This is a genomic window from Litchfieldella qijiaojingensis (genome assembly GCF_014651875.1).
GTDB classification, from domain to species: Bacteria; Pseudomonadota; Gammaproteobacteria; order Pseudomonadales; family Halomonadaceae; genus Litchfieldella; species Litchfieldella qijiaojingensis.
In genome coordinates this window covers 472885-495610 of sequence record NZ_BMXS01000001.1, presented here as the reverse complement: position 1 = coordinate 495610, position 22726 = coordinate 472885, and the positions used below count along the sequence as shown (strand labels likewise).

Below are 22726 nucleotides of genomic sequence, written 5' to 3'. Positions count from 1 at the left end.
GGGTTTGACGAATCCCGGGGGGGACGTGTGGCCCGGTAAGGCAGACCATGATCCAGGCAGTATTACTCACAGTAATGCCGGTGGAAATTGAGTGAGGAAGCATAGCGCCAATAGCCTCTTATCATTCTTTTTCCTATAGTTTCACGGGAGATGACTTTGGATGTCGTCTTGCTGCTAGATGGCCGTCTCAACGTAGAGCGACTACTTGAATATAGCCAGCAAGTTGACACGACGTCTGCTTTGCAAGCGCTGGGAGGTGGAATCTGTGCCAATCATTTATGGGACGAGATGGAAGGAGTCGTCCTCGTGGCGCGCGCTCAACCTGTATCAATGCTGGCCGCTTTCGGAAATTTTACTCCCACCCAAAGGTCCCTATTGAGGGGGCTTGCATTACAGATCAATGAGGTGGCCAGTAAGCACCACTTTATTGATTACTCAACCGCCGAAATCGCTGCTGAACGTCTTGCCAAAGAACTTGTCAGGCGTTTTGGTGTTGAGGAGTTGTCACGATTCCAGTATACCGCCATTCCTAGGGGCGGCTTGATCGTGCTCGGTATGTTATCGTATCTACTCGATCTGAGTCCTGAGCAGATCGTCATTCCAGAAAAGGCTACCTCGGCAGTAAACGACGAAGTACTTGTCGTGGTTGACGATTGCGCGTTGTCGGGTGTCCGCTTTCAGCAGTTCTTGAAGAAAGTGGACTCTGCTCAAGTGATTTTTTGTCCACTGTTTGCTGCACCTGAATTGTGTCGAGCCATCGAACGTGCCGAGCCCAGAGTCCAGGCATGTATCAACGCCAAGGATCTGCAGGATATAGCACCCTCGCGATATGGTGAGGCATATGCCCAATGGCTCACCGCTCACCGCGAGATCAGGGGCGGACATGGCTACTGGGATGGCATCACGGAGCCACTCACATTCTCCTGGTGCGAGCCGGAAACCAGATACTGGAATCATGAAAACAAACGCTTCGAGGCCGGCTGGAACGTCAGGCCGCCGGGTTTATGTCTCAAACGCCGTGCTGTCACGGCAAACGTTGAGTGTGAACGGCGTGAGGCTGGTAGCCACAATGCGGTGATACTGCAAACCGATGGCCCAGGGCCGCTGATGGTTGCCGAGCGCGTGCTGTGGACAGAGATGGATTCGGCGATTGCGGTGGCTCGTATGCCGGAAAGCGCGTTGCAGAGCTCACCCTGTTTTCGACTCGAGGGGACGGCAGCCGAGATGTGGCGCTGTGTGCTTGAGCAAGGCACGCTCGAGTCTGCTGAGTCGGCGCTGCTTGAGTTTTACGAGGTCGATCCGGCAACTCTTCGAAAAGATCTTGCCGCGTTCGTTTCGGATCTCGTGGATAACGGAATCTTGACTCGACGTTAAGGTACTCAGTGACGCCGAGGAGGAAGTCGTGGTGAGCGTGAAACCACACCGATACCGTGTCTTCGGCCTGTGCCTGGAAACTGATTACCGTTTCCGCACGCCCATGACCGCCGCGCCGCCCGAGGATGACACACAGCTGCTGTTTACCTGTCTGCTCGTTCTCCATAGCCGCCGCCTGTCGGCTGCTGAGTGTCTCTATCTGAGCCCGAGCAAGAATCTTTACGGCGAAAGCGCGGTGCAGATATACGCCACACAATCCTGTTTCATCATGCGCTTTCCACGAGTGGCGGACTTTGTGTTGAACCCCGGTGAGATCACCTGTGAACTGTTTGACCCTGAATGCGATTACCTGGTGGAGGTGTGCTTGCTTGGTCATGTCCTTGCCTACTACCTGGAGCTAATAGGCGTGGCGGCCATGCATGCCGGCGCGGTAGCTGTTGGCGAGCGTGCGGTACTGTTTGTCGCCAATCGGACTGGCGGTAAGAGCACCTTGGTGGCTTCCATGGTAGCAGCAGGCTGCCCGCTACTCGCCGATGATATTGCGGCGCTCGAAGTGCAAAATGACGTCGTCGTTTGCCGGCACGGGTTCCCACAACTAAAACTCACTCCCGAGCAAGCAATACGCTTTGCGGGGCATTCCGATGGTTTTCCGTTGGTGCACCCGGCCTTCAGCAAACTAAATGTTCCTGCCGAAAAGGTGGGGGCGGTCAGCACAGTTTCACTTCCGCTCACCTGTGTCTACTTGTTGCAACGCTCTGATCGTTCAGCCGAAATACAGATTACCCCTGTCTCCGCTGGCGAGGCGCTGATCCAACTCATACGACACGCTTTCCTCGCTGAGGCCCTCGGAGGCCACGGGAGCTGGAGCGGCTTCGCTGGAGATGAGATAGGGGATAACGGCGTCAACGGGGGGGGGCTATCCGCCAGTCGGTTTTACCACCTGGCAGAGATTGCGCAAGGCGTGTCAGTGAAGCGCTTGCGCTATCCTTCAGGATACGATCAATTGCCGCAGGTTCATGCAGCCATATTCGCTGATCTGGACGAGTCCGGTAGGGTTGGATATCAACACTATGCCTAGCTTCAGCAAGATTTGTTGTCTCTCCCGTATTCGAAAGATCATACTTGTGGAAGCCGCGTTTCTATTACCATTTGCCTGGTTGTTGGTCAGGGCGGTGCCGTTTCGCTGGTGGTCGCGCTGGCTGGGTACGTCCACGTCAGGGGAGGTCGACCCTGACGTTGTCACTGTTGATGAGCGCTCGCAAGACATTGCTTGGGCAGTCCTGGCAATCAATCGCCACGTCGGTGAGCGTTTCACTTGTCTTATGCTGGCCATGGCGGCGCAATGGATGTTCAGTCGCCGCCGCATCTCCAGCAGCTTGGTGTTAGGCACACTCACAGAGCGTGGCGAGGATAAGCGAATGGTCATGAAGGCGCACGCTTGGCTCAGGGTAGGCGCGCGAGTGGTGGTGGGACAGCATGGCGGCCGCTATATTCCCATCTCGAGTTTCGTTCGAACGTATCATTACCCTGAAGATTACTGAGTCGAAATGAGTTGCATCCGAGCAGCAGTATCAACCAAATCCCATTGGAGTGAATATGTCTTATGGATGCGCACAGCGTAGTGGTGAGAAAGAAAGATCCCTTGTCCTCATCCGTGGGAGACGAGGTTGTCATCCTTAGTGCAAAGAAAGGCTTATATTATGGCACCGAGGCCGTTGGCAGCCGAATTTGGTCGCTGATTGAACAGCCGACTAGTGTGGTTCGCCTCTGCAATCAGGTGATGAAGGAGTTCGAGGTGGATCAGGCCACCTGCGAACGTGATGTCCTCTCCTTCCTGGAGCAACTGGAAGGAGAGGACCTCATTATCGTCCACTGATACTACCAAGCTTCGATTTCAGAGTCGCAGGTCCGCATCTCCATTACCCAGCATGTACTTGAGATCGTAAAGCACATGATGAGGCTTTCCCCAACTCCGTATCTGTGCCGTGCCGAGATCGCGGAATTCACGATGGGCGACCGCCAGTATCATCGCATCGTAGGTGCTGTCCTGGGGATGATCCACGGGACGAACACCATAGTGAAGCACTGCATCGTCGACATCGGCGTGGGGATCATAGACATCCACAAGGATGTCGTAATCCGATAATTCACGAATGATATCAATCACTCTGGTATTGCGTAGATCTGGGCAATTTTCCTTGAAAGTCAGCCCCATTACCAGAACTCGCGACCCTTGTGCATGAATGCGCTGCTTGATCATTTGCTTGACCAACTGACCGGCGACATAAGCACCCATGCCATCGTTGATGCGCCGCCCTGAGAGGATGACCTCCGGATGGTAACCGACCTGTTGCGCCTTGTGCGTCAGGTAGTAGGGGTCGACACCGATGCAATGACCGCCCACCAAGCCTGGGCGGAAGGGCAGGAAGTTCCACTTGGTACCCGCCGCCTGCAGCACTTCTTCGGTATCGATGTGCAGTCGGTTAAAGATCATTGCCAGTTCGTTGATCAGGGCGATATTCACGTCGCGTTGGGTATTTTCGATGACCTTGGCGGCCTCGGCGACACGAATGGAGCTGGCCTTGAAGGTACCGGCGGTGATAACCGAGGCGTAGAGCCGATCGACGAAGTTGGCTACTTCGGGAGTCGACCCTGAGGTCACCTTGCGAATCGTGGTGACGCGGTGTTCCTTGTCGCCCGGGTTGATGCGCTCGGGGCTGTAACCAGCGAAGAAGTCGACGTTATAGGTTAATCCAGATATCCGTTCAATGACCGGGATGCATTCTTCTTCTGTAGCCCCGGGATAGACAGTGGACTCGTAGATGACCACATCACCCTTGGAGATAACCTGGCCGACGGTCTCACTAGCCATGAGCAGTGGCCTCAGGTCAGGGCAATGCTGATGATCAATTGGCGTGGGGACCGTCACGATATACACGTTGCAGTTGATCAAAACATCCTGTTGATTGGAAAAAATCAGGCACTCCGACTGGCGTAACAGTTCAGGTTCGACTTCCAGTGTGTTGTCGTAACCAGCGTTCAGCTGGCAAATGCGCTGCGTATTGATATCGAACCCAACCGTTGGGATCCTCTTCCCGAATTCCACTGCTAGAGGCAAGCCGACATAACCCAAGCCGATGATTGCCACTTGAACCTTATCCTTGCGATTTATCATATCCATGTTGCGTTTCCCCGCAGCAACCGAGTGTTAATTTGTGACAAAAACCTTCATGTGATGCTTTATATTTTTAATTGGAATATAAGTCGCATTGAGCTTCTTGGCCGACTGTAAATATAGCTATAACTTTGGATTAGTCTTTGGAGTCGTTGGCCTGTTTTTTGGTAGGTTGTAAGTTGCTATTTCCTTGGATCCTGCTGATGTTGTCGTCTGCACAAAGGTCGTAATAATCACTGATAAGGCATCGAATGAGTCGAGAATGTCTTGTATACGCATATTTGTATTATTAGAGAAAAAATGGCTTTCTGAATTTTGTGTGTGATATAAACAATATACTAGATTGGTTTGTTGGTGTTTATTACTGTTAAATATTGTTATTTTGTGTATTATTTTAATAAAAAAACTCGAGCTTACCAAGTTGGTTTTTCTAGTTACTCGGCTTTGTGGTGGATTAATGGCATGTGGTTAGGGAGTAGGTGAGAAGGGAATGATGGTGTCATTATTCACACCATACTTAAGAATGCATTGTCGATATATGCGAATGATCTTGTTGTGTAAATTCTTGCCTTGTCTGACACTTATTCAGCGGCTTTTCCCACAAGGTCGGCAAATCGAATGCGCCATCCAAATGCATCGGGAGTTGGCTGTCATGTCGTCCGTCTGGAATGGCTACGACGCAAGGGACTGTTAGCGGATTGACCTATTGGCTCTCGAATAGTGGATGGATGATTGGCACGGCGTTATCGAGTGAGTTGGGTCGAATGGTCGTGATCGCGGTGCACACCTTGATTGGTGATAATGAGTGATTCGATGTCCCTTTCTACGGTCTGGCAGCGGGTAAACACCTGGTTGCTGTTTGCATTCGCGGCTCTGCTGATCGTGGTGCCGTGGGGCTATGCCGTGATTCCGTTAGTGGCGGCAGGGGTGGTGTTGGCTGGCTGGCTATGTGGCTCGGGTGTCGGTGATCGCCTGCGTCGCTTGGATGCGGAGGATGGCTGGTGGTGTCTGGCACTGCTGGGCTATGGTGGGCTGTGGCTGTGGGATGTGTGGCGAACCGGTCACTGGCCGGTGGGCGAGGGAAGTCAGGGTGTGGCCTTGCCGTTATGGCCAATACTGGCCGCGCTGTTGCTGGTGTGGCTACGTTGCTTCCGCCCCTCGCCGTATCTCTGGTGGCTAGGCATTGGTTGTGGTGCGCTGGCGGCTGGCGGCATTGCATTGTTCGAACGGCTAGTCCTGGGGGTGCACCGTGCCAGCAATGACATGAATGCCATTCCATTCGGCAATTTGTCCTTGTTGCTGGGCGTGATATCGCTGATGGCGGCGTTATGGCTGAGCAGTCGGTCCTTAGCGGGTCGATGGGGCTGGCTGCGGCTGGCATTCGTGGCGGCGTTGGCGGGCATATTGGCGTCGTTACTCTCCGGCACTCGCGGAGGATGGGTGGCGGCCCCATTACTATTGTTGCTGGTCTGGCGAGGGTATCGCGATGTAGTGAACGCCGCCCTGTTGTGGCGCTGGCGCTGGGCACTAAGTTCGGCAGTATTGCTGTTGGCGTTTGTCGTGGTCTTGCCACAGTCCGGGGTCAGTCATCGCGTGGCCGAGGCGTTCAGCGATGTACATGACTACTGGAGCGAGGAAAACAGGTCGACTTCGATAGGCTTGCGGTTTGAAATGTGGCGAGGCGGCTGGCAGTTGTTTCTGCAGCGGCCGTTGGCGGGCTGGGGAGAGGGAGGGGTTCAGGAGGCAAGGGATGCCCTCGTGGCCAAAGGTATACTACACCCCGACGTCAGCCAATATGATCAGCTGCATAGCGATATCATCGATACCGCTGCCCGACGCGGTATATTGGGCCTGGCGACGCTGGCTATGCTGTATGGCGTGCCGCTGGTGTTGTTCGCTCGGAGGCTGAGTCAAGCCAGCGCAGGGGAGCGTGCGCTCGCCGTGGCTGGCTTGATGATCCCGATTGCCTTTATCGATTTCGGCCTGACGCAGTCGATGCTGCGCGACGTGCGTGGCTTGAGCGGTTATTTGGGATTATGTATTGGCTGTTGGGCGGTATTGAAGCGAGAGGGAGAAAAGTACTTGGCGGCACACACCGACAAGACGCTGACGATAAGGCCACGTCGACTTTGATGAATATCCTGGTGTTAGGCTCCTTCGGGAGCCTTTTTCGTTTCTTGGAAATAAATAACAAACCGAGCGCTTTCGATAGCGTAGTGAATAGCGTCGATCGATTATTCTTGAGCCTTCGTCTATCGCCAAAAGGAGTTGGCCATGCAGGACCTACGCTTTACCCATCATGGCGCCGTGGATGGCGTCACTGGCAGTTGTCATCAGTTGCATGTCGACGATACTCGCTCGTTACTGGTCGATTGCGGCCTGTTCCAGGGCGATGAGGCCGGTAGCGGCGAGGATGGCCTGGCGCGCCACCGCATCGAGTTCTCGCTGCAAGGTGTCCTCGCTCTGGTCGTCACCCATGTGCATATCGATCATATCGGCCGCTTGCCCTACCTGTTTGCCGCCGGTTTCGAAGGGCCGATCCTGTGCAGCCATCCCTCGGCGAAGTTGCTGCCGCTGGTGATCGAGGACGCGCTTCGTGTGGGCTTTACCCAGGATCGTGATTTGATCGAGCGCTTTCTGGCGAGGGTCGACAGGCAGATCGTACCCTTGGAATATCGAGCGTGGCATGTACTGCTGGATGATGCCCACCGTTTGGTCAAGGTCAAGTTGCGTCGTGCCGGCCATATCCTGGGATCGGCTTATGTCGAGGTGGATGTCTTCGACAAACGGAGCCGGCTATCGCGCCGCGTGGTGTTTTCCGGCGACTTGGGGGCGCCGTATTCACCATTACTGTCGGCGCCAGAGTCGCCGCATGGTGCTGACGTAGTGGTATTGGAAAGTACCTACGGAAGTCGGCATCACGAAGGTCGCCGTCACCGTCGGCAGCGCCTGCAGGCCGCTATCGAGCGGGCTTTGGCTGATGGCGGTACAGTGCTGATCCCGGCGTTCAGTATCGGTCGAACTCAGGAGCTGCTCTACGAACTCGAAGGCATCATTCACCGCGCCCGTGAAAAGGGGGATGATTCGGCAGCGCACTGGAAGCGCCTCGAGATCATCGTCGACTCACCGCTCGCTTCGCGCTTTACCCGTGTCTACCGCGAGCTGGAGCCGTTCTGGAATGAAGAAGCCCACCGTCGAATGCGTGCCGGGCGCCATCCGCTGGATTTCGATAGCCTTTATACCGTTAACTCGCATGGGGAGCACGAACGTACGGTGGCCTATCTGGCTGAGAGCCTGCGTCCGGCGGTGGTCATCGCGGCAAGTGGCATGGCGGCAGGCGGGCGTATCGTCAACTATTTGAAGGCGATGCTGAAGGAGCCTCGTCACAATGTGCTGTTCGTCGGCTACCAGGCAGCGGGTACGCCGGGACGTGTCATTCAGCAATATGGCCCGAAAGGCGGTTGGGTGGAGCTGGAAGGCACGCGCTATACCGTGCGCGCTGGTGTCGAGAGCCTGGGAGGTTATTCGGCACATGCAGATCAACGCGATTTGTTGAATTTTATTCGCCGCATGAAGCGTTGGCCCCGGGAAATCCGGTTGGTGCATGGCGACTCCGAAGCCAAACAGGGTCTGAAGCGGGCACTATTGGCCATGGCCATCGAGCATGGGCACAAGTTGGAAGTGGTGATACCGGGATAAGACGATAGCTGTGGCCGCTGTGGCCACTCGGTCGTCTCAGGGCGCCTGTCGGCGCCATCGTTCAGTGAACTGAACTCCCACTGGGTCATGATGCATGGCGGTCAGGGATTATCGTCATATCCTGGACTGGACAGGGAGATGGGGCCGCATCGTATGGCGTTAGCCGGTATACTGGCGATCGAACATTTCAATCGACAGTTTCCGTTCGACAAGGGCCTGTACCGTGGACCAGATTACCTTGACCCAACCCGATGATTGGCACCTGCACGTACGCGATGGCGAACCGTTGCGTTCTGTGGTGCCCTATAGTGCTCGCCAGTTCGGCCGTGCCATCATCATGCCCAACCTGACACCGCCGGTGACTACCACCGACCAAGCGGTGTCCTATCGTGAGCGGATTCTGGCGGCCGTACCCGACGACAGCGATTTCGAGCCGCTGATGACGCTTTATCTCACCGACAAGACGCCTGCCGAGGAAATCGAGCGCGCCAAGGACAGTGGTATCGTGCACGGCGTCAAGCTGTATCCGGCCGGAGCGACAACCAATTCCGATTCGGGAGTCACTGACATTCGCCACTGCGATTCGGTCATCGAAACCATGGCTGAGGTGGGCATGCCGTTACTGGTGCATGGCGAGGTGACCAGCCCCGAGATCGATATTTTCGACCGTGAGGCAGAATTCATCGAGCGAGTGATGAAGCCCTTGCTGGAGCGCTTCCCCGAACTGCGTGTGGTGTTCGAGCATATCACCACCGCCGATGCGGTGGCGTTCGTACAACAGGCGCCGGCCAATGTCGCTGCCACTATCACCGCCCACCATCTTCTGTTCAACCGTAACCACATGCTGGTGGGGGGGATTCGTCCGCATTACTTCTGCCTGCCAGTGCTCAAGCGTGAGACCCATCGCCATGCATTGCTGGAGGCGGCAACCTCGGGCAGCCACAAGTTCTTCCTCGGTACCGACAGTGCCCCCCATGCACGCGGCGCCAAGGAGTCTGCCTGCGGGTGCGCCGGCGCCTTCACCGCCCCGGCAGCGATCGAGCTCTACGCCACCGCCTTCGACCAGGTCGGAGCGCTCGACAAGCTCGAAGGCTTCGCGAGCCACTTCGGCCCCGATTTCTACGGACTGCCACGCAATGACAGCCAGATTACCCTGTTGCGGCAGGAGTGGACTCTCCCCGAGTCCCTGGCGTATGCCGACGATGAGATTGTGCCGCTGATGGCAGGGCAGAGCTTGCCATGGAAGATGCTCGAATCCCACGAAGAATAAGGAAGTAAAGAACTGCTCGGCGGGAAAGCTAGTTAAACAGCGAAGCGAAGCCACCGCTTGGCTAGGCAATGAAAAATCGAAACTGTGATTTCGTTTTTCCATCTGAAGTGGGTAGATGGGAAAGAATCGAAGCTGTACTTTCGTTTTCTGGTGATTTGAGCAAGGATGCTGTAAAAACGAAACTATGGTTTCGTTTTCTGGTGTTGCTGGATATCGGGGAGGAAGACGGTGCGTATTCCGGTGACCAACGTTGTGACTATTGGTGAGGTGGCGAAGAAGGTTCGGCGTGAGCAGGGAATACGCCAGGAGGATATGGCATCGATCCTGGGGGCCTCACATGTGTTTCTCCGTGATGTGGAGCATGGCAAGCCAACGGTGCAGTTGGGCAAGGTGCTGCGGCTGCTCGATGAACTGGGGATCACGCTGATCCTGGAACTGCCGGATGAACCGGAAGCTGACTCTGACCGGAATGGTCGACCATGACACGACGGACACTCACTGTCTGGTTCAACGACACACGTATCGGTGAGCTGTCCAGTCTCAAGGGTTTGTGGCGATTTGACTACTCCCCTGAGTGGCGAGCGAGCGATGATGCCTTCGATCTGTCGCCAGGGCTCCCGAGGGCGCAAGGCACGATTGTCGATGGGGCGGATCAACGCCCCGTGCAGTGGTACTTCGACAATCTATTGCCTGAGGAGGGGCTGCGCGAGTTACTGGCCAGGGATGCCGGGATCGCTCAGCAGGATGCCTTCGGTCTGTTGGCCTTTTACGGTGCCGAGTCGGCGGGTGCCCTGACGCTCCTGCCGCAGGAGGAGGAACCGGCGACGGGTGAGTTGCGCCCCTTGGACGACAAGACGCTCTCCCGGCGTATCGGAGCGCTACCAAGGGTATCGTTGGTGGCCGGTGCGCCCAAGCGCATGTCGCTGGCGGGGGCGCAACACAAGCTGCCGGTAGTGGTCGAGGAAGATCAGCTGTGGGAGCCGGTGGGACAGAGAGCCTCCACCCATATTCTCAAGCCGGATCATCCCGATACCGAGCATTGGCCGCATACGGTGGTCAATGAGTGGTTCGTCATGCAGCTGGCCCATCGTTTGGGGTTGTCGGTGCCCGAGACCAAGCGGCGTTGCGTGCCACAAAGCGTCTATCTGGTGGAGCGTTTCGATCGTGCTCGTCACCACAAGGAGGGCGGGGTCGACAGGCGTCATGTCATCGATGCCTGCCAGCTTCTTTCCTTGGACAAGGTCTTCAAGTATCAGGGTGCGCGACTGCCCACCCTGGCAAGGGCGATCGACTTGTGCGGGCGCAAGGCGCAGGCGCGCATGAGCCTGTTCCGGTGGCTGGTCTTCAACCTACTGGTGGGCAATGACGACGCCCATTTGAAGAACCTCTCCTTTTTTGCGACACCCCGGGGCTATGAACTGGCGCCGTTCTACGATTTGCTGTGCACGACGGTTTACCATCAACCGCCCGGTGATTGGTCGAATGTCACCTTGACGTGGCCATTGGGGACCGCGCGACGTTTCTCGGAAGTCCGTCGGGAAGATGTCCTGAATGCCGGGCTCGCTCTGGGGCTGCCGGCGAAACTGGGAGAGCGCATCGTCAAGGAGTTGGCGACCACCATTGTCGCCAAGGCGGATGCGCTGATCGAAGAGGCTATAGCGGGCGAGGCGCCTGTGAGTGCCGGCGAGGCACGCTTGCTGCGCCAGATTCGGTATGTGGTGGTCGCGGAGATGGCGAAGCAGTTGGTGTGATATGCCTCGATCGAGGCATCATCCCCGGGTCACCAGCCGCCCCTGGGCGTCCAGTTCCAGGCGGCGATTTCGTCCGGCGAACAGGGCGAAAGTGGCAGCAACGATACAGACGAGCATCAGTACGGTGCAGATCGTGGTCAGGCTGGCGCCGAATTGCAGCAGCAAACCGACACCCAGCGGCCCCGTGGCGGCCAGAGTATAGCCGAGCCCTTGGGCCATGCCGGATAGCTTGCCGGCCAGGCGTGAATCACCGGTACGCAGCACGATCAGGGTCAGGGCCAGGCTGAAGCTGCCACCCTGGCCGAGGCCAAGCAGAATGACGCCTGCCCATCGCCATGCCAGCGGCCCGACCAACAACAGCAGCAGACCACTAGCCGTAGCGGTGATGACCAACAGGATGGCTGGACGCTGATCCCGTCCCATCCTGGCCAGCCAAGGGGCACCCAAGGCGGAGATCAATTGTGCCATGACCGATACCGCCAACAACCAGCCGGCTTCTGCCTCGCTCAAGCCACGACGTTGCAGTAAGACCGGTAGCCAGCCGAAGACGATGTAGGCAAGCGAAGATTGCGATCCCATCAGGCCAGTGACCTGCCAGGCCAGAGGGGCGGTTACCAGTCTTACGCGTGGTGGCTTTGCCGCGCTGGGCTCATGCCTGGGCCTGGGGTGAGGCATGCGTACCCGCCAAGCGATCAAGGCAATCAAGGCCACCAGACTCCAACTGGCCAAACCCCAACGCCAATCACCGAACCAGTCGGCCAGGGGGATGCTAAGACCGGCGCCAAGGGCCCCTCCAAGGCAGAGCGCCATGGTGTAGACGCCGGTCATCAGGTCGGCTCCGCGAGGCAATTCGCGTTTGACCAAGGCCGGCAGCAGGCTGCCACTGACGCCGATTGCTGCCCCGACCAGCAGAGTCCCCGAAAAGAGCCGCCAGGCATCGTGGCTGGCCCGCCATAGCAGCGCGCTAGCGAGTACCAATAGCGCCAGCGACAGGGTCCTTTCCGAACCCAGGCGCTTCGCGAGCCACGGCGCGAGAGGTGCGAAGATCCCCAGACAGAGCACGGGCAAGGTGGTTAGGGCTCCGATGCCCAGTGGGGGAAGTCCAGTGTCCTGTTGCAGACGGGTCAAAAGCGGCGCCAGGGAAGAAAGCGCCGGCCGTAGATTGAGCCCGACCAACACCATCAGTAACAGGAATCCGACGATCGGTTTGACTGTCTGTCTCCCGGATGGTGAAGCGGACTGCAACCCTTCGCGCGTCGTAGGCATTTATTTATTTCATATATTGTTGAAGGTCGCCTCGTACGGCATCGAGGAGCGTGATAAAACGAGTGTCGCCGCTTGAATCGATACGATCGACACGGCATGACGTGGACATCGACTTTTCCACCAGCAATTCGTCGAAGATTTCCAAGGTAATCTTCGTAGCTGGTTGGCTGCCGGGAGTGATAATGCCGTCTTCTAGCGTGAAGGTCTCTAGCAGGCTGGCTCGAACGCGAGTGGTACCACCTTCGGCGAGCACACGACGCACGAACAGCCAGCCCTCGCAAGGCAGCACATCGCCGCTGTTACGCTGGCGCAGGAATAGCGTGCGGTAGCACGCGCCTTCCTTTGCACCCTTGTCGGCCATGTTGCGATAGGCGTCGGTGACCCGTGTTGCCACGGCGCCGGCCTGGGCAAGGCGCTCGGAAGCGCCACGATGCTCCTGGCTGAGCTGCTCCTGGCGTTGGAAGACCAGCCAGCGACGGTATTCGGCAATGAGGGGCGACGCGTCCATGTGCTCTCCTTTGAGGGACAGTCGGTAGTTTGCCGGGTACATTCTCATAAAAGGAAGATGTCGTCGAGGCGCATGCGCGAGTCGCCACATAACGGAAATGCTGTCTCGATACAGTCGCGCCATTCAACGGTGCTTATCCTTTCTGGGACTTGTGGCCACGAACCCTTTCTTATTAAGGTCGAGACAACTGGAAAACAACGATTACATGATGATACCCGCCTAGGGATCGCACGCCGCGACAAGAACGACAATCACTTTAATTAGCTACGCACAGGAAAGTTGAATGACCCAGACTCTCGAAGCTGCCACCCTCACGCGGGATGCTGTGTCCGACGACACGTGTTTTGCCCGTTTTACCAATGTCCAGAAGAGTTATGACGGCGTCGAGCTGGTCGTCAAGGACTTCAATCTGGATATCCGCAAGGGCGAGTTCGTGACCTTGCTCGGCCCTTCCGGGTCGGGCAAGACCACTTGCCTGATGATGATGGCCGGTTTCGAGACGCCCACCCATGGTGAAATCCTGCTGAAAGGCAATCCGATCAGTGGCCTGCCGCCTCACAAGCGAGGCATCGGCATGGTATTCCAGAACTATGCCTTGTTCCCGCACATGACGGTGGCGGAAAACCTCGCCTTTCCCCTTGAGGTTCGTCATCTCTCCAAGGAAGAAGTCAAGCAGAAAGTTCAGCGTGCCTTGGCGATGGTTCGACTGGAGGATTTTGGTGATCGTCGCCCGGCCCAACTTTCCGGTGGTCAGCAGCAGCGCGTCGCCCTGGCTCGCGCTCTGGTCTTCGAGCCCGAGCTGGTATTGATGGACGAGCCGTTGGGTGCTTTGGACAAGAATCTCCGCGAAGAAATGCAATACGAGATCAAGCGCATCCACGCGAGTCTCGGTGTGACCATGATCTATGTTACCCACGACCAGACCGAAGCATTGACCATGTCGGACCGCATCGCGGTATTCAACGATGGCGTGGTGCAACAGCTTGCTGCCCCCGACGCTCTCTACGAAGAACCCGAGAACGCCTTCGTGGCCTATTTCATCGGTGAGAACAATCGTCTGCAGGGCGAGGTCGTCGAGAGGGTAGGGGATGTGTGCTCGGTGCGGCTGGACAGCGGCGATGTAGTGCGTGCCAAGCCTGTAGCGGTAGGCGGAGTTGGCTCCAGGACCACACTGTCGTTGCGGCCGGAGCGAGTGAGCATCATTCGAGACGGGAGCGCTCTGCCTGACAACTGCTTTACCGCCAAGGTGCAGGAGGTGATCTACCTGGGTGACCACCTGCGCACTCGCCTGTCGGTTTGTGGCAACGACGAGTTCATTATCAAGACTCCTAATGCCGAGGGTCATGGTGTCTTGCGGCCGGGACAGGAAATAGAGATCGGCTGGTCGAGTGCCGATTGCCGAGCCTTGGATGCCTGAAGGTCGCTTCAGGCTTTCCTCCTCAGAGCCGCGAAGCGGCAAGAAGTGGCATGAAGTGAAGGTGTCGCGAAGCGGCATAGCGAATGACGCTGCAAGATAACGTCACAATTACAAGCGGAGCTTTATCATGATCAAGACACGTACGTTCAAGGGATCCACGATCGTTGTGGCGGGGCTTTCGACACTGGCCCTGGCAGTCAGTGCTCACGCGGAAACCCTCAATATCGTTTCCTGGGGCGGTGCCTATACCGAAAGTCAGCAAAAGGCTTATCACGCGCCTTGGGCGGCGCAAAACGGCGACGAGATCATCAATATTGACCGCAGCGGCAATGCCTTGGCTGGTCTGCGGGCCCAGTCTCAGGCGGGGAATGTGACCTGGGACCTGGTCGACATGCTGCCGGCGGATGCCATGATCGCCTGCGCCGAAGGCCTGATCGAACCTCTGGATCATGACGCCCTGCTGGCTGCGGCGCCAGATGGAACGCCGCCCAGCGAAGATTTCGTCGATGGTGCCTTGGGCGAGTGTTTCGTGGCGTCGATCGTCTACTCCAACGTCGTCGCCTTCAACACCGAGATGTTCCCCGAAGACAAGCAGCCCAGTTCCATCGCCGATGTCTTCGATCTCGAGAACTTCCCGGGCAAGCGTACCCTGCTGCGCAAACCGATCAATAACCTCGAGTGGGCCCTGGTCGCCGATGGGGTGGCGCCGGAAGACGTTTATGACGTGCTCGAAACCGAAGAGGGCGTCGAGCGTGCTTTCGCCAAGCTCGACACCATCAAGGATGAAGTGATCTGGTGGGAGGAAGGGGCCCAGCCGCCGCAACTGCTGGCTGACAAGGAGGTCGCTTTTGGTTCCGCCTACAACGGCCGTATCTTCAATGCCATGGTCAACGAAAACCAGCCTTTCGAGATCATCTGGGATGCCCAGGTCTTCGAATTGGACGGCTGGGTCGTTCCGACCGGCAAGCTCGACAAGGTCAAGGATTACCTGCGTTTTGCCACCGACACGCAGCGGCTGGCCGACCAGGCACAGTATATCTCCTATGGTCCGGCGCGGAAGTCCTCGTCCGACCTGGTGTCGACTCACGCTGAAACCGGTATCGACATGATGCCGCATATGCCGACTTTCCCGCCGAACTTTGCCACTGCCATCCCCAAGGATGACGAGTTCTGGGCCGACTACGGCGATGAGCTGACCCAGCGCTTCGACGCCTGGCTGGCTCAGTAACCGACTGCCGCGCCACTCGGACCCCATCCGAGTGGCGTGCGCATCCGCATCCGTTCTTCTTTCCCTTGCCCGACCGTTTCATGGAGAGACCTGCGTGTCCGAATCTCCCACTGCTCCCTTGACCACGGCCGATGGCGTGCCGTTGAAGACCAGTCTGCGTCGCGCGGTGCGACGCTCGAAGCTCAAAGCGTTTCTGCTGGTGTCGCCTTTATTGTTGTTCCTTGTCATCGCTTTCGTGATGCCGATCTTCGACATGCTGTGGCGCAGTGTCGACAACCCGGAAGTCTCGAGCACTCTGCCACGCACCGTTTCCGCTCTAGAAGGTTGGGATCGCGAGTCGCTACCCGGTGAGCCGGCGTTCGCCGCGTTGGTGGAAGACCTGCGCGATGGGCAAGCGGCCCGTAACCTTGGATTGCTCTCCAGTCGCTTGAACTACGAGAAATCGGGCATGCGCTCGGCCATCAGCCGGACTGGTCGCAGGGCTCGCAATCTGGAGCCCCCTTATCGTGAAGCCTTGATTGAGTTGAACGAGACTTGGGGGGAACTGGATACTTGGAAACTGATCCAGCGCGAGGCTTCACCCTATACTCTGTCGTACTATCTGGCGGCGGTCGATCGGCAACTGACTCCCGATGGCGAAATCGTCAAGGTGCCGGAGCATCTAGAGATTCATGCCACTCTGTTCTGGCGAACCTTCTGGATGAGCGGCGTGATTACCCTGATGACGTTGCTGCTGGGCTATCCCATTGCTTTCCTGCTGGCCAATCTCCCGCTGCGCTATTCCAACTTGTTGATGATCCTCGTGCTGCTGCCGTTCTGGACCTCGCTGCTGGTGCGCACCACGACCTGGATCGCCATCCTGCAGTCCCAGGGCGTGCTCAATGACATGATGGTTGCCATAGGGGTGATCGCCGACGAGGCGCGATGGCAGATGATCCATAACAAGCTGGGAACGATCATTGCCATGACGCATATCCTGCTACCGTTCATGATTCTGCCGTTGTACTCGGTCATGAAGACCATTCCGCCGAGTTACATGCGCGCAGCCCGTTCCTTGGGAGGGCGTCCCTTCCTGAGTTTCCGGCGGGTCTATTTCCCACTGACCATACCAGGGATCGCCGCGGGCGGGATTCTGGTGTTCATCCTGTCGATCGGCTACTACATCACACCGGCCCTGGTCGGCGGACAGTCGGGACGCTTCATCACCAATTATATCGCCTATCATATGCAGACCTCGCTCAACTGGGGGTTGGCAGCGGCGATCGCCTCGATCCTGCTGTTCGTGGTGATAGTGTTCTACATGGTTTTCAATCGCCTGATCGGCGTCGACAAAGTCAAACTGGGGTAATGTGATGGCCGTTCCTTCCTATGCCACTCGCGGTGAACGTATCTGGCATTACGTCTTCCTGGGGCTGTGTGGTCTGATCTTCCTGTTCCTGATTGGGCCCTTGTTGATCATCATCCCGCTGTCGTTCAATGCCGAGCCCTACTTCACCTTTTCCGATGCTATGTTGCGTCTGGACCCGGCGGGCTACTCGCTGCGCTGGTACGAAGACTTCTTCACCTCCAGCGCTTGGCTCAACTCGATCAAGAACAGTTTCATCATCGGGATCGCTTCGACCGTACTGGCCACGGTGTTAGGAACCATCGCTGCGCTGGGGCTCTCGAATCGGCACATGCCGGCACGTGGCGCCATCATGGCGCTGTTGATTTCACCGATGATCGTGCCGTTGATCATTTCGGCAGCGGCAATGTTCTTCTTCTTTTCCAAGATCCACCTGGCCCAGACCTATCTGGGGGTGATTCTCGCGCATACCGCCTTGGGGATCCCCTTCGTGGTGATCACGGTGACGGCAACGTTGTCGAGTTTCGATACCACGCTGATTCGGGCTGCGCACAGTCTGGGTGCCAATCCCACGCGTACCTTCTTCAAGGTGGTGTTGCCGTTGGTGACCCCCGGTGTGGTATCCGGCGCACTGTTCGCTTTCATCACCTCGTTCGACGAGGTGGTGGTGGTGCTGTTCATTTCCGGCCCCGAGCAGCGCACCATGCCGATCCAGATGTGGTCGGGGATTCGCGAACAGATCAGCCCTACCATTCTAGCGGTAGCCACAATGTTGGTGATTTTGTCGATGTTGCTGTTGACCACGCTGGAACTGCTGCGTCGGCGTAGTGAGCGACTGCGGGGCATGACGCCCGGCTGAAGTGCGAACCGACTGTTGCCTGTTTCACGATGCCCGGCCTATGCCGGGCATCGTGCTTTTCATTCCACGCAATCCGTGCAAGTCGGCCCTAAAGATTGGGCGGCAATGGCCGATAGCTAGAATTACACACCCATGCAAGGCCTATTCGTGGCGATGATGTCGCGAAAGGCTGGTAAAAAGGGCATCGAGTCAGGAAGGAGCATCATGGCTACTATCTCGTCATTGGGAGTCGGGTCGGGCTTGGATCTGAGCGGGCTGCTCAATCAGCTCGAAAGCGCCGAGCGGCAGAAGCTGACGCCGATCACCACGCAGAAGAAGAGCTACCAGGCGGAGATCTCCGCTTATGGCAAGCTCGAGAGCGCGTTGTCATCATTTCAGACGGCGGTCAGCTCCCTCAACAAAGCCACGCTCTATCAAAGCGTGACCAGCAGTGTGGAGGGGAGCAGCGTCACCGCGACTTCCACCTCGGACGCCGTCACAGGGAGTTACACGATCAATGTGACCAATGTGGCCAAGGCGTCGAGCATGGCGACCGACGGGATCGCCGACAAGACCACAGACCTAGGGGCGGGCACGGTGAGTTTCACCTTCGGTGACGGAAGCACGCTCGATGTCGATATTACGGCGGGAGACAGCTCACTGGAGGCGATTCGCGATGCCATCAATGCCAAGGAGGGCGGAGTCAGTGCCTCGATCGTCAACGACGGCAGCGGCACTCCCTATCGGCTATCGCTCGCATCCACCGAAACCGGTACTGACGCGGGCATTTCCAGCGTCACCTTCAGTGGAGATTTGGGGGGGCAGCTAGCCATTGATGCCGCTACCGAAGTGGTGGCGGAAGACGCCACCCTGACGGTCAACGGCATCTCCATCACCAGCCAGTCCAATCGTATCGAGGAAGCAATCCAGGGAGTGACGCTAGACATCGTCGAGGAGGGCGAATCGACCCTTACGGTAGAGCGCGACACTGAGTCCATCAAGGATGCGATCGAGAGTTTCGTGAAGAGCTATAACTCGTTGCGTAGCACGATGGACAGTTTGTCCAGCTACGACTCCGAGAGCGGTAACGCCGGTGAACTGCTTGGCGATAGTACCTTGCGGAGTGTGGAGTCGCGCTTGCGTAGCACGCTGAGCGACGCTGTGGAGGGGGGCGAATTCAGCCTGCTTTCCGACCTGGGGATCAGCTTGCAACTGAACGGTAAGCTGAAGATCGACGACGACAAGCTCGATGATGCCATCGCCAATAATTTGTCCGGCGTATCGGAATTCTTTGCCGGGAGCAGCGAGGAAGGGGGTATGGCCGGCCAACTGGACGGCACCTTGGAGTCGATGCTGGAGGACAATGGGCTACTGGATAACAGGGTCAGCGGTCTGGAGACCTCTGTCGAGAACCTTAATGACCGCTTCGCTCTCATGGAACGTAATATCGAAGCTACCATCGATCGTTATCGCCAGCAGTTCACGAAGTTGGATGGCCTTATCGCGAGCATGAACCAGACCAGCACCTATCTGACACAGCAATTCGAGAGCCTGAATGCTCAGTTGGGCCGTAACTGATAAATGTCGCCTGGAGTGAGCGGGTCGCTACTGCAGCCGGCCGAGTGAAGGAGAGAAGGAACCATGAGTGCCATGCGCGGCGCCGCGTCCTATGCCAGGGGTGCGGGAGCTTATGCCAAAGTGGGGGTGGAAAGCGGCGTGATGTCAGCGACCCCTCACCAGTTGATCGTGATGCTGTTCGACGGGGCGCTGACCTCGATTCGGGCAGCCCGGCTGCACCTGAATGAGGGCAACATCCAGGAAAAGGGCAAGGCGATCTCGAAAGCGTTGGATATCGTCAACAATGGGTTGCTGGCAGCCCTCGATGCCGAGCGTGGCGGTGAAGTGGCGGAGCGTTTGGCGTCGCTCTACGATTATATTGCTCGGTTGCTGTTGTCAGCGAATCTGCACAACGATGAAAAGAGTCTCGAGGAGGCGGCGCGTTTGCTCGAGGATATCGGCTCGGCGTGGCGCGAGATCGGTACTCAGGTACAAGGAGTGTGATATGGCGGCGATCCAGCCTATGACGCAGGAGCAGGTTCTTGCTGCATACGAAACCCTGAGGGAGTGTTCCAACCGCATGCTCGAGTGGGCACGTCTGGAAGACTGGGATTCTCTGGTCAACGAGGAATCTCGTTATATCATCGAGGTCGAGCGCCTGTCGAAACTCGAGCCCAGTCTCGCTATGGATGTGGCGCAGCAGGAGCGTAAGGCTGAATTGCTGGAACAGATTCTCGAGCAGGACATGGAAATTCGCCGACGGCTGGTCGAGCGTCGCGATGCCTTGAGCGAACTGATCGGGGTTTCCCAGCGCAAGCGTGATCTGAATCGTGCTTATCGACCGCTGGGTAAAGTAAGCCATCTGCCTAAAGGCCGAACGTGAGTGGCATTACGCCGATTCTCGACACCCTGTTGCATCAGGTGTTGGGCAAGCGAGTTGACGTTCCGGTTTCTCGGCCGCTGAATGAGCCGGTCAAGCCTTTGGACCCCGCCGAGGCGCTGCGGGCGGTGCATAGCGACTCGCGTCTCGATGCCCGCCAGCCGCCCTTGGCCCCGCTTGCCGGCGCTACCGCCAAGGGCATGCCGCGCGAGCAAGGTGTCGCACCGCCCGCCCCAGGCGCGCCGTCTCCTTCGACCAGCACCCACTTCAGTCCTGCCGCTACCACCATCGCCGATATTCTGGTCAAATTTCCCGCACCTCCTTCGGTGATCAAGCCGGTCACTCCGTTGATGCCGACTTCCGAGCCGCTGCCATCGGCACCCTTGTTGGCAAGCCGCCTGCAAGCCAGCATCGGCGAGAGTGGGGTGTTCTATGAGTCACACTTGAGCAAGTGGTTTCGTGGGGAGTTTCCTCGTCAAGCGCTTGAACATGAGCCGCAGATGTGGCGCACCCAGGCGTTGCGTTCGTCGCCCGTCGAACTGTTGCTGACGGGACCTTTGCGGCCGGTATCTGGAGCGCTTCCGCCCGCGCCATGGGTACCGCCGTTCAGCGGGAATGCCGCCATGGGTGGGGGGGAGATATCGCCACGCATGGTGCCTCCGGCGGAGGTCGCGAAAGGCAATCAAGTATCGGGTAGATCCTTGGCCGTGCCGACGTCGGGCGCGCAGATGCCTGACAAGCCGGCGGTGGTAATGCCTGGGGCAAGTACCTCAGGACCTTCGCTGGCAACACCCACGCCAGCGGGCTCTTCTCCCGGTGCCATGAGTTCATCGATGGCTGCCGGCGTTTCGCCGGTGGTAGGCACTGAAGCATCCATGGCGTCGCTTCCCGCCGATCCCGTCAGTGATGCCTTGCAAGGAATCGTCCGCCATCAGTTGGAAATGCTGGTGACACCGGTGTTGCGTTGGGAAGGAGATGTCTGGTCGGGGATCTTCATGGCCTTGATGGTTCAGGTGCCGGAAGAGGCCTTGTCTCAGCATCGATCCCGGCAGGGGGAAGAAGAAAGTGACGGAGAGGGGAAAGAGGAGCAGGAGCCGGCCTGGCATTCGGAGATGACGCTTCGCGTGGAAAGCCTGGGCACGATTGGTGTGTCGCTGCGACTGAAGGAGCGCCGTCTGGCGCTGACCTTGACCGCCGAATCGACCGCGCTCGTGATGCGCCTGGAACAAGGGCAGGTGACGTTGAAGCATAGGCTTGAGCGGTGTGGTCTCGACGAGGTGGCCTTGCGAGTGAATCTGGCCGTTTCGGAGGGGAATGCCTTATGAGCGCTTCATCGTCGGCTGATGGCCGCCGTCAAGCGGTGGCGCTGGCCTATGGGGAGGGGGACTCGGCACCTAGAGTCCTCGCCAAGGGGTATGGCGAGCTTGCCGAGCGTATCGTCGCCGAGGCCAGCCGTCAGGGGGTCTATGTACACGATGCTCCGGAGCTGGTGGCCTTGTTGATGCAGCTCGATCTCGACGAACGCATTCCGCCACAGCTTTATCAGGTGATTGCCGAGCTGCTGGTGTGGGTTCGGGAGATCGCACCTCAAGAAAACGCTGGCTGATTACCTGCACGGCCCAATCGCCGCGTTGCGCGAGCCTGGTCGGAATCTCCATCTCTACCGTATCCAGTTCCCGTGCACCGTGCCTTTTATGCTTGGCGTGTTGGACAAGGTGTACAGTGCTTCGGAAGTGGCGACTCCTGCGCTTTGGGTTGATGTATTCTTTATTAGTATTTTGTGTAAATTTGTATCTTAGAAGAGGGTGGTTTTCATTACAAATGGTGTCGATCGGTATCGAAAGGTGGCTAACTGGCTGTTATCACATCACTTGGTCCTTCCTTGGTCCATGACAATAGGAAGACCTGCCCATCCAGCGTTGACATAACAGGTGTTGATTCTTTTCATAAAAAAGTCTCACAATGCAGGTTAAATAAAGTGGTCGAATACATAGAACCACTGATGTTGAAGGGCACAATAATAATCCAAGGGCCTGTAGAGCCCGCCTTGACAACGCGAATGACGCAGGGACTGACCAATGCAAATCGATAGCATTCTGGACGAGATCCAGGATCTCAACCTTTCGTATCTGTTGCTCGTGCAGCGTCTTTTGAACGAAGATCGCTCCACCGCTATTTTTCGCCTCAAGATCAGCGAGTCCATGGCGGACTTGTTGGCCTCCCTCTCGGCCAAGCAGCTTAGCAAGCTCGCGCGGACCAATCAGTTGTTGTGCCGGTTGTGCTATGAGGATCCCGATCAACTCAAGAAGCTGACCCATAATCAGCGCGAGCAGGGGTTGTCCCAGACCCATGCGGCGTTGTTGATGGCCTCCATGCCAACACATGGTGTGGCTCTTGGCGCCGGTCAGAGGAGTTGAG

Annotated in this window: 22 protein-coding genes; 19 read left to right on the top strand and 3 right to left on the bottom strand. The window is 57.4% G+C overall.

From position 1 onward, the window contains the following. Window positions 1-156: 156 nt before the first annotated feature. From IE093_RS02370 to IE093_RS02355, 4 genes are all read left to right on the top strand, one after another. Entirely contained in the window at window positions 157-1374 is a 1218-nt protein-coding gene (locus tag IE093_RS02370) for a PqqD family protein (RefSeq protein WP_189465784.1), read from the top strand. Window positions 1375-1402: 28 nt separating this feature from the next. Further along, window positions 1403-2452, top strand: coding sequence for a phosphoenolpyruvate carboxykinase (ATP) (locus IE093_RS02365; protein ID WP_189465782.1), 1050 nt, complete (start codon window positions 1403-1405; stop codon window positions 2450-2452). Further along, a complete protein-coding gene (locus tag IE093_RS02360) occupies window positions 2430-2915 on the top strand; it encodes a lasso peptide biosynthesis B2 protein (RefSeq protein WP_189465780.1) in 486 nt (161 codons plus the stop codon). Before IE093_RS02365 ends, IE093_RS02360 begins: the two co-directional genes overlap by 23 nt. Before the next feature lie 62 nt (window positions 2916-2977). Further along, on the top strand, window positions 2978-3250 hold the full coding sequence (locus IE093_RS02355) for a lasso peptide biosynthesis PqqD family chaperone (protein ID WP_189465778.1): 273 nt from the start codon (window positions 2978-2980) through the stop codon (window positions 3248-3250). Between the two features lie 18 nt (window positions 3251-3268). On the opposite strand, the gene tviB is transcribed toward IE093_RS02355, so the two are convergent. Beyond that, the gene (tviB, locus tag IE093_RS02350; protein ID WP_422730956.1) at window positions 3269-4555 is read right to left on the bottom strand and encodes a Vi polysaccharide biosynthesis UDP-N-acetylglucosamine C-6 dehydrogenase TviB; all 1287 of its coding nucleotides are present in this window, start codon (window positions 4553-4555) and stop codon (window positions 3269-3271) included. Between the two features lie 807 nt (window positions 4556-5362). Here tviB and IE093_RS02345 point away from each other — a divergent pair. From IE093_RS02345 to IE093_RS02325, 5 genes are all read left to right on the top strand, one after another. Further along, window positions 5363-6682 (top strand): O-antigen ligase family protein, encoded by a 1320-nt coding sequence (locus IE093_RS02345; protein WP_189465776.1) that lies wholly within the window; start codon window positions 5363-5365, stop codon window positions 6680-6682. 141 nt (window positions 6683-6823) lie between these two features. Beyond that, entirely contained in the window at window positions 6824-8248 is a 1425-nt protein-coding gene (locus tag IE093_RS02340; RefSeq protein WP_189465774.1) for an MBL fold metallo-hydrolase RNA specificity domain-containing protein, read from the top strand. A gap of 223 nt (window positions 8249-8471) precedes the next feature. Continuing rightward, window positions 8472-9518, top strand: a complete 1047-nt coding sequence (pyrC, locus tag IE093_RS02335; RefSeq protein WP_189465771.1) for a dihydroorotase — start codon at window positions 8472-8474, stop codon at window positions 9516-9518. A gap of 228 nt (window positions 9519-9746) precedes the next feature. Next, complete coding sequence (locus IE093_RS02330) at window positions 9747-10001, top strand: helix-turn-helix domain-containing protein (protein ID WP_189465769.1); 255 nt, start codon at window positions 9747-9749, stop codon at window positions 9999-10001. After that, complete coding sequence (locus IE093_RS02325; protein ID WP_189465767.1) at window positions 9998-11269, top strand: HipA domain-containing protein; 1272 nt, start codon at window positions 9998-10000, stop codon at window positions 11267-11269. Before IE093_RS02330 ends, IE093_RS02325 begins: the two co-directional genes overlap by 4 nt. Before the next feature lie 18 nt (window positions 11270-11287). On the opposite strand, the gene IE093_RS02320 is transcribed toward IE093_RS02325, so the two are convergent. Continuing rightward, complete coding sequence (locus tag IE093_RS02320; protein WP_189465867.1) at window positions 11288-12451, bottom strand: CynX/NimT family MFS transporter; 1164 nt, start codon at window positions 12449-12451, stop codon at window positions 11288-11290. 88 nt (window positions 12452-12539) lie between these two features. Continuing rightward, window positions 12540-13043 carry a hypothetical protein gene (locus IE093_RS02315; protein ID WP_189465765.1) on the bottom strand — a complete coding sequence of 168 codons (504 nt, stop codon included), beginning with the start codon at window positions 13041-13043 and terminating at the stop codon, window positions 12540-12542. Window positions 13044-13326: 283 nt separating this feature from the next. On the opposite strand from IE093_RS02315, the gene IE093_RS02310 reads away from it, so the two are divergent. From IE093_RS02310 to flhD, 10 genes are all read left to right on the top strand, one after another. Beyond that, window positions 13327-14460: an ABC transporter ATP-binding protein gene (locus tag IE093_RS02310; RefSeq protein ID WP_189465763.1), complete on the top strand. Its 1134-nt coding sequence runs from the start codon at window positions 13327-13329 to the stop codon at window positions 14458-14460. A gap of 127 nt (window positions 14461-14587) precedes the next feature. Continuing rightward, entirely contained in the window at window positions 14588-15688 is a 1101-nt protein-coding gene (locus tag IE093_RS02305) for an extracellular solute-binding protein (RefSeq protein WP_189465760.1), read from the top strand. A gap of 94 nt (window positions 15689-15782) precedes the next feature. Next, the gene (locus IE093_RS02300) at window positions 15783-17036 is read left to right on the top strand and encodes an ABC transporter permease (RefSeq protein ID WP_229803174.1); all 1254 of its coding nucleotides are present in this window, start codon (window positions 15783-15785) and stop codon (window positions 17034-17036) included. A 4-nt stretch (window positions 17037-17040) separates the two neighbouring features. Further along, window positions 17041-17892 carry an ABC transporter permease gene (locus tag IE093_RS02295; protein WP_189465757.1) on the top strand — a complete coding sequence of 284 codons (852 nt, stop codon included), beginning with the start codon at window positions 17041-17043 and terminating at the stop codon, window positions 17890-17892. Window positions 17893-18096: 204 nt separating this feature from the next. Then, window positions 18097-19449 carry a flagellar filament capping protein FliD gene (gene fliD / locus IE093_RS02290; protein ID WP_189465755.1) on the top strand — a complete coding sequence of 451 codons (1353 nt, stop codon included), beginning with the start codon at window positions 18097-18099 and terminating at the stop codon, window positions 19447-19449. 63 nt (window positions 19450-19512) lie between these two features. Further along, the gene (fliS, locus tag IE093_RS02285) at window positions 19513-19932 is read left to right on the top strand and encodes a flagellar export chaperone FliS (RefSeq protein WP_189465751.1); all 420 of its coding nucleotides are present in this window, start codon (window positions 19513-19515) and stop codon (window positions 19930-19932) included. A gap of 1 nt (window position 19933) precedes the next feature. Then, window positions 19934-20311 carry a flagellar protein FliT gene (gene fliT / locus IE093_RS02280; RefSeq protein WP_229803173.1) on the top strand — a complete coding sequence of 126 codons (378 nt, stop codon included), beginning with the start codon at window positions 19934-19936 and terminating at the stop codon, window positions 20309-20311. Next, entirely contained in the window at window positions 20308-21633 is a 1326-nt protein-coding gene (gene fliK / locus IE093_RS02275; protein ID WP_189465748.1) for a flagellar hook-length control protein FliK, read from the top strand. The genes fliT and fliK overlap by 4 nt, the downstream gene beginning before the upstream one ends. After that, on the top strand, window positions 21630-21914 hold the full coding sequence (locus tag IE093_RS02270; protein ID WP_189465745.1) for an EscU/YscU/HrcU family type III secretion system export apparatus switch protein: 285 nt from the start codon (window positions 21630-21632) through the stop codon (window positions 21912-21914). The genes fliK and IE093_RS02270 overlap by 4 nt, the downstream gene beginning before the upstream one ends. A gap of 472 nt (window positions 21915-22386) precedes the next feature. Continuing rightward, window positions 22387-22725 carry a flagellar transcriptional regulator FlhD gene (flhD, locus tag IE093_RS02265; protein WP_189465742.1) on the top strand — a complete coding sequence of 113 codons (339 nt, stop codon included), beginning with the start codon at window positions 22387-22389 and terminating at the stop codon, window positions 22723-22725. Window position 22726: the final 1 nt, after the last annotated feature.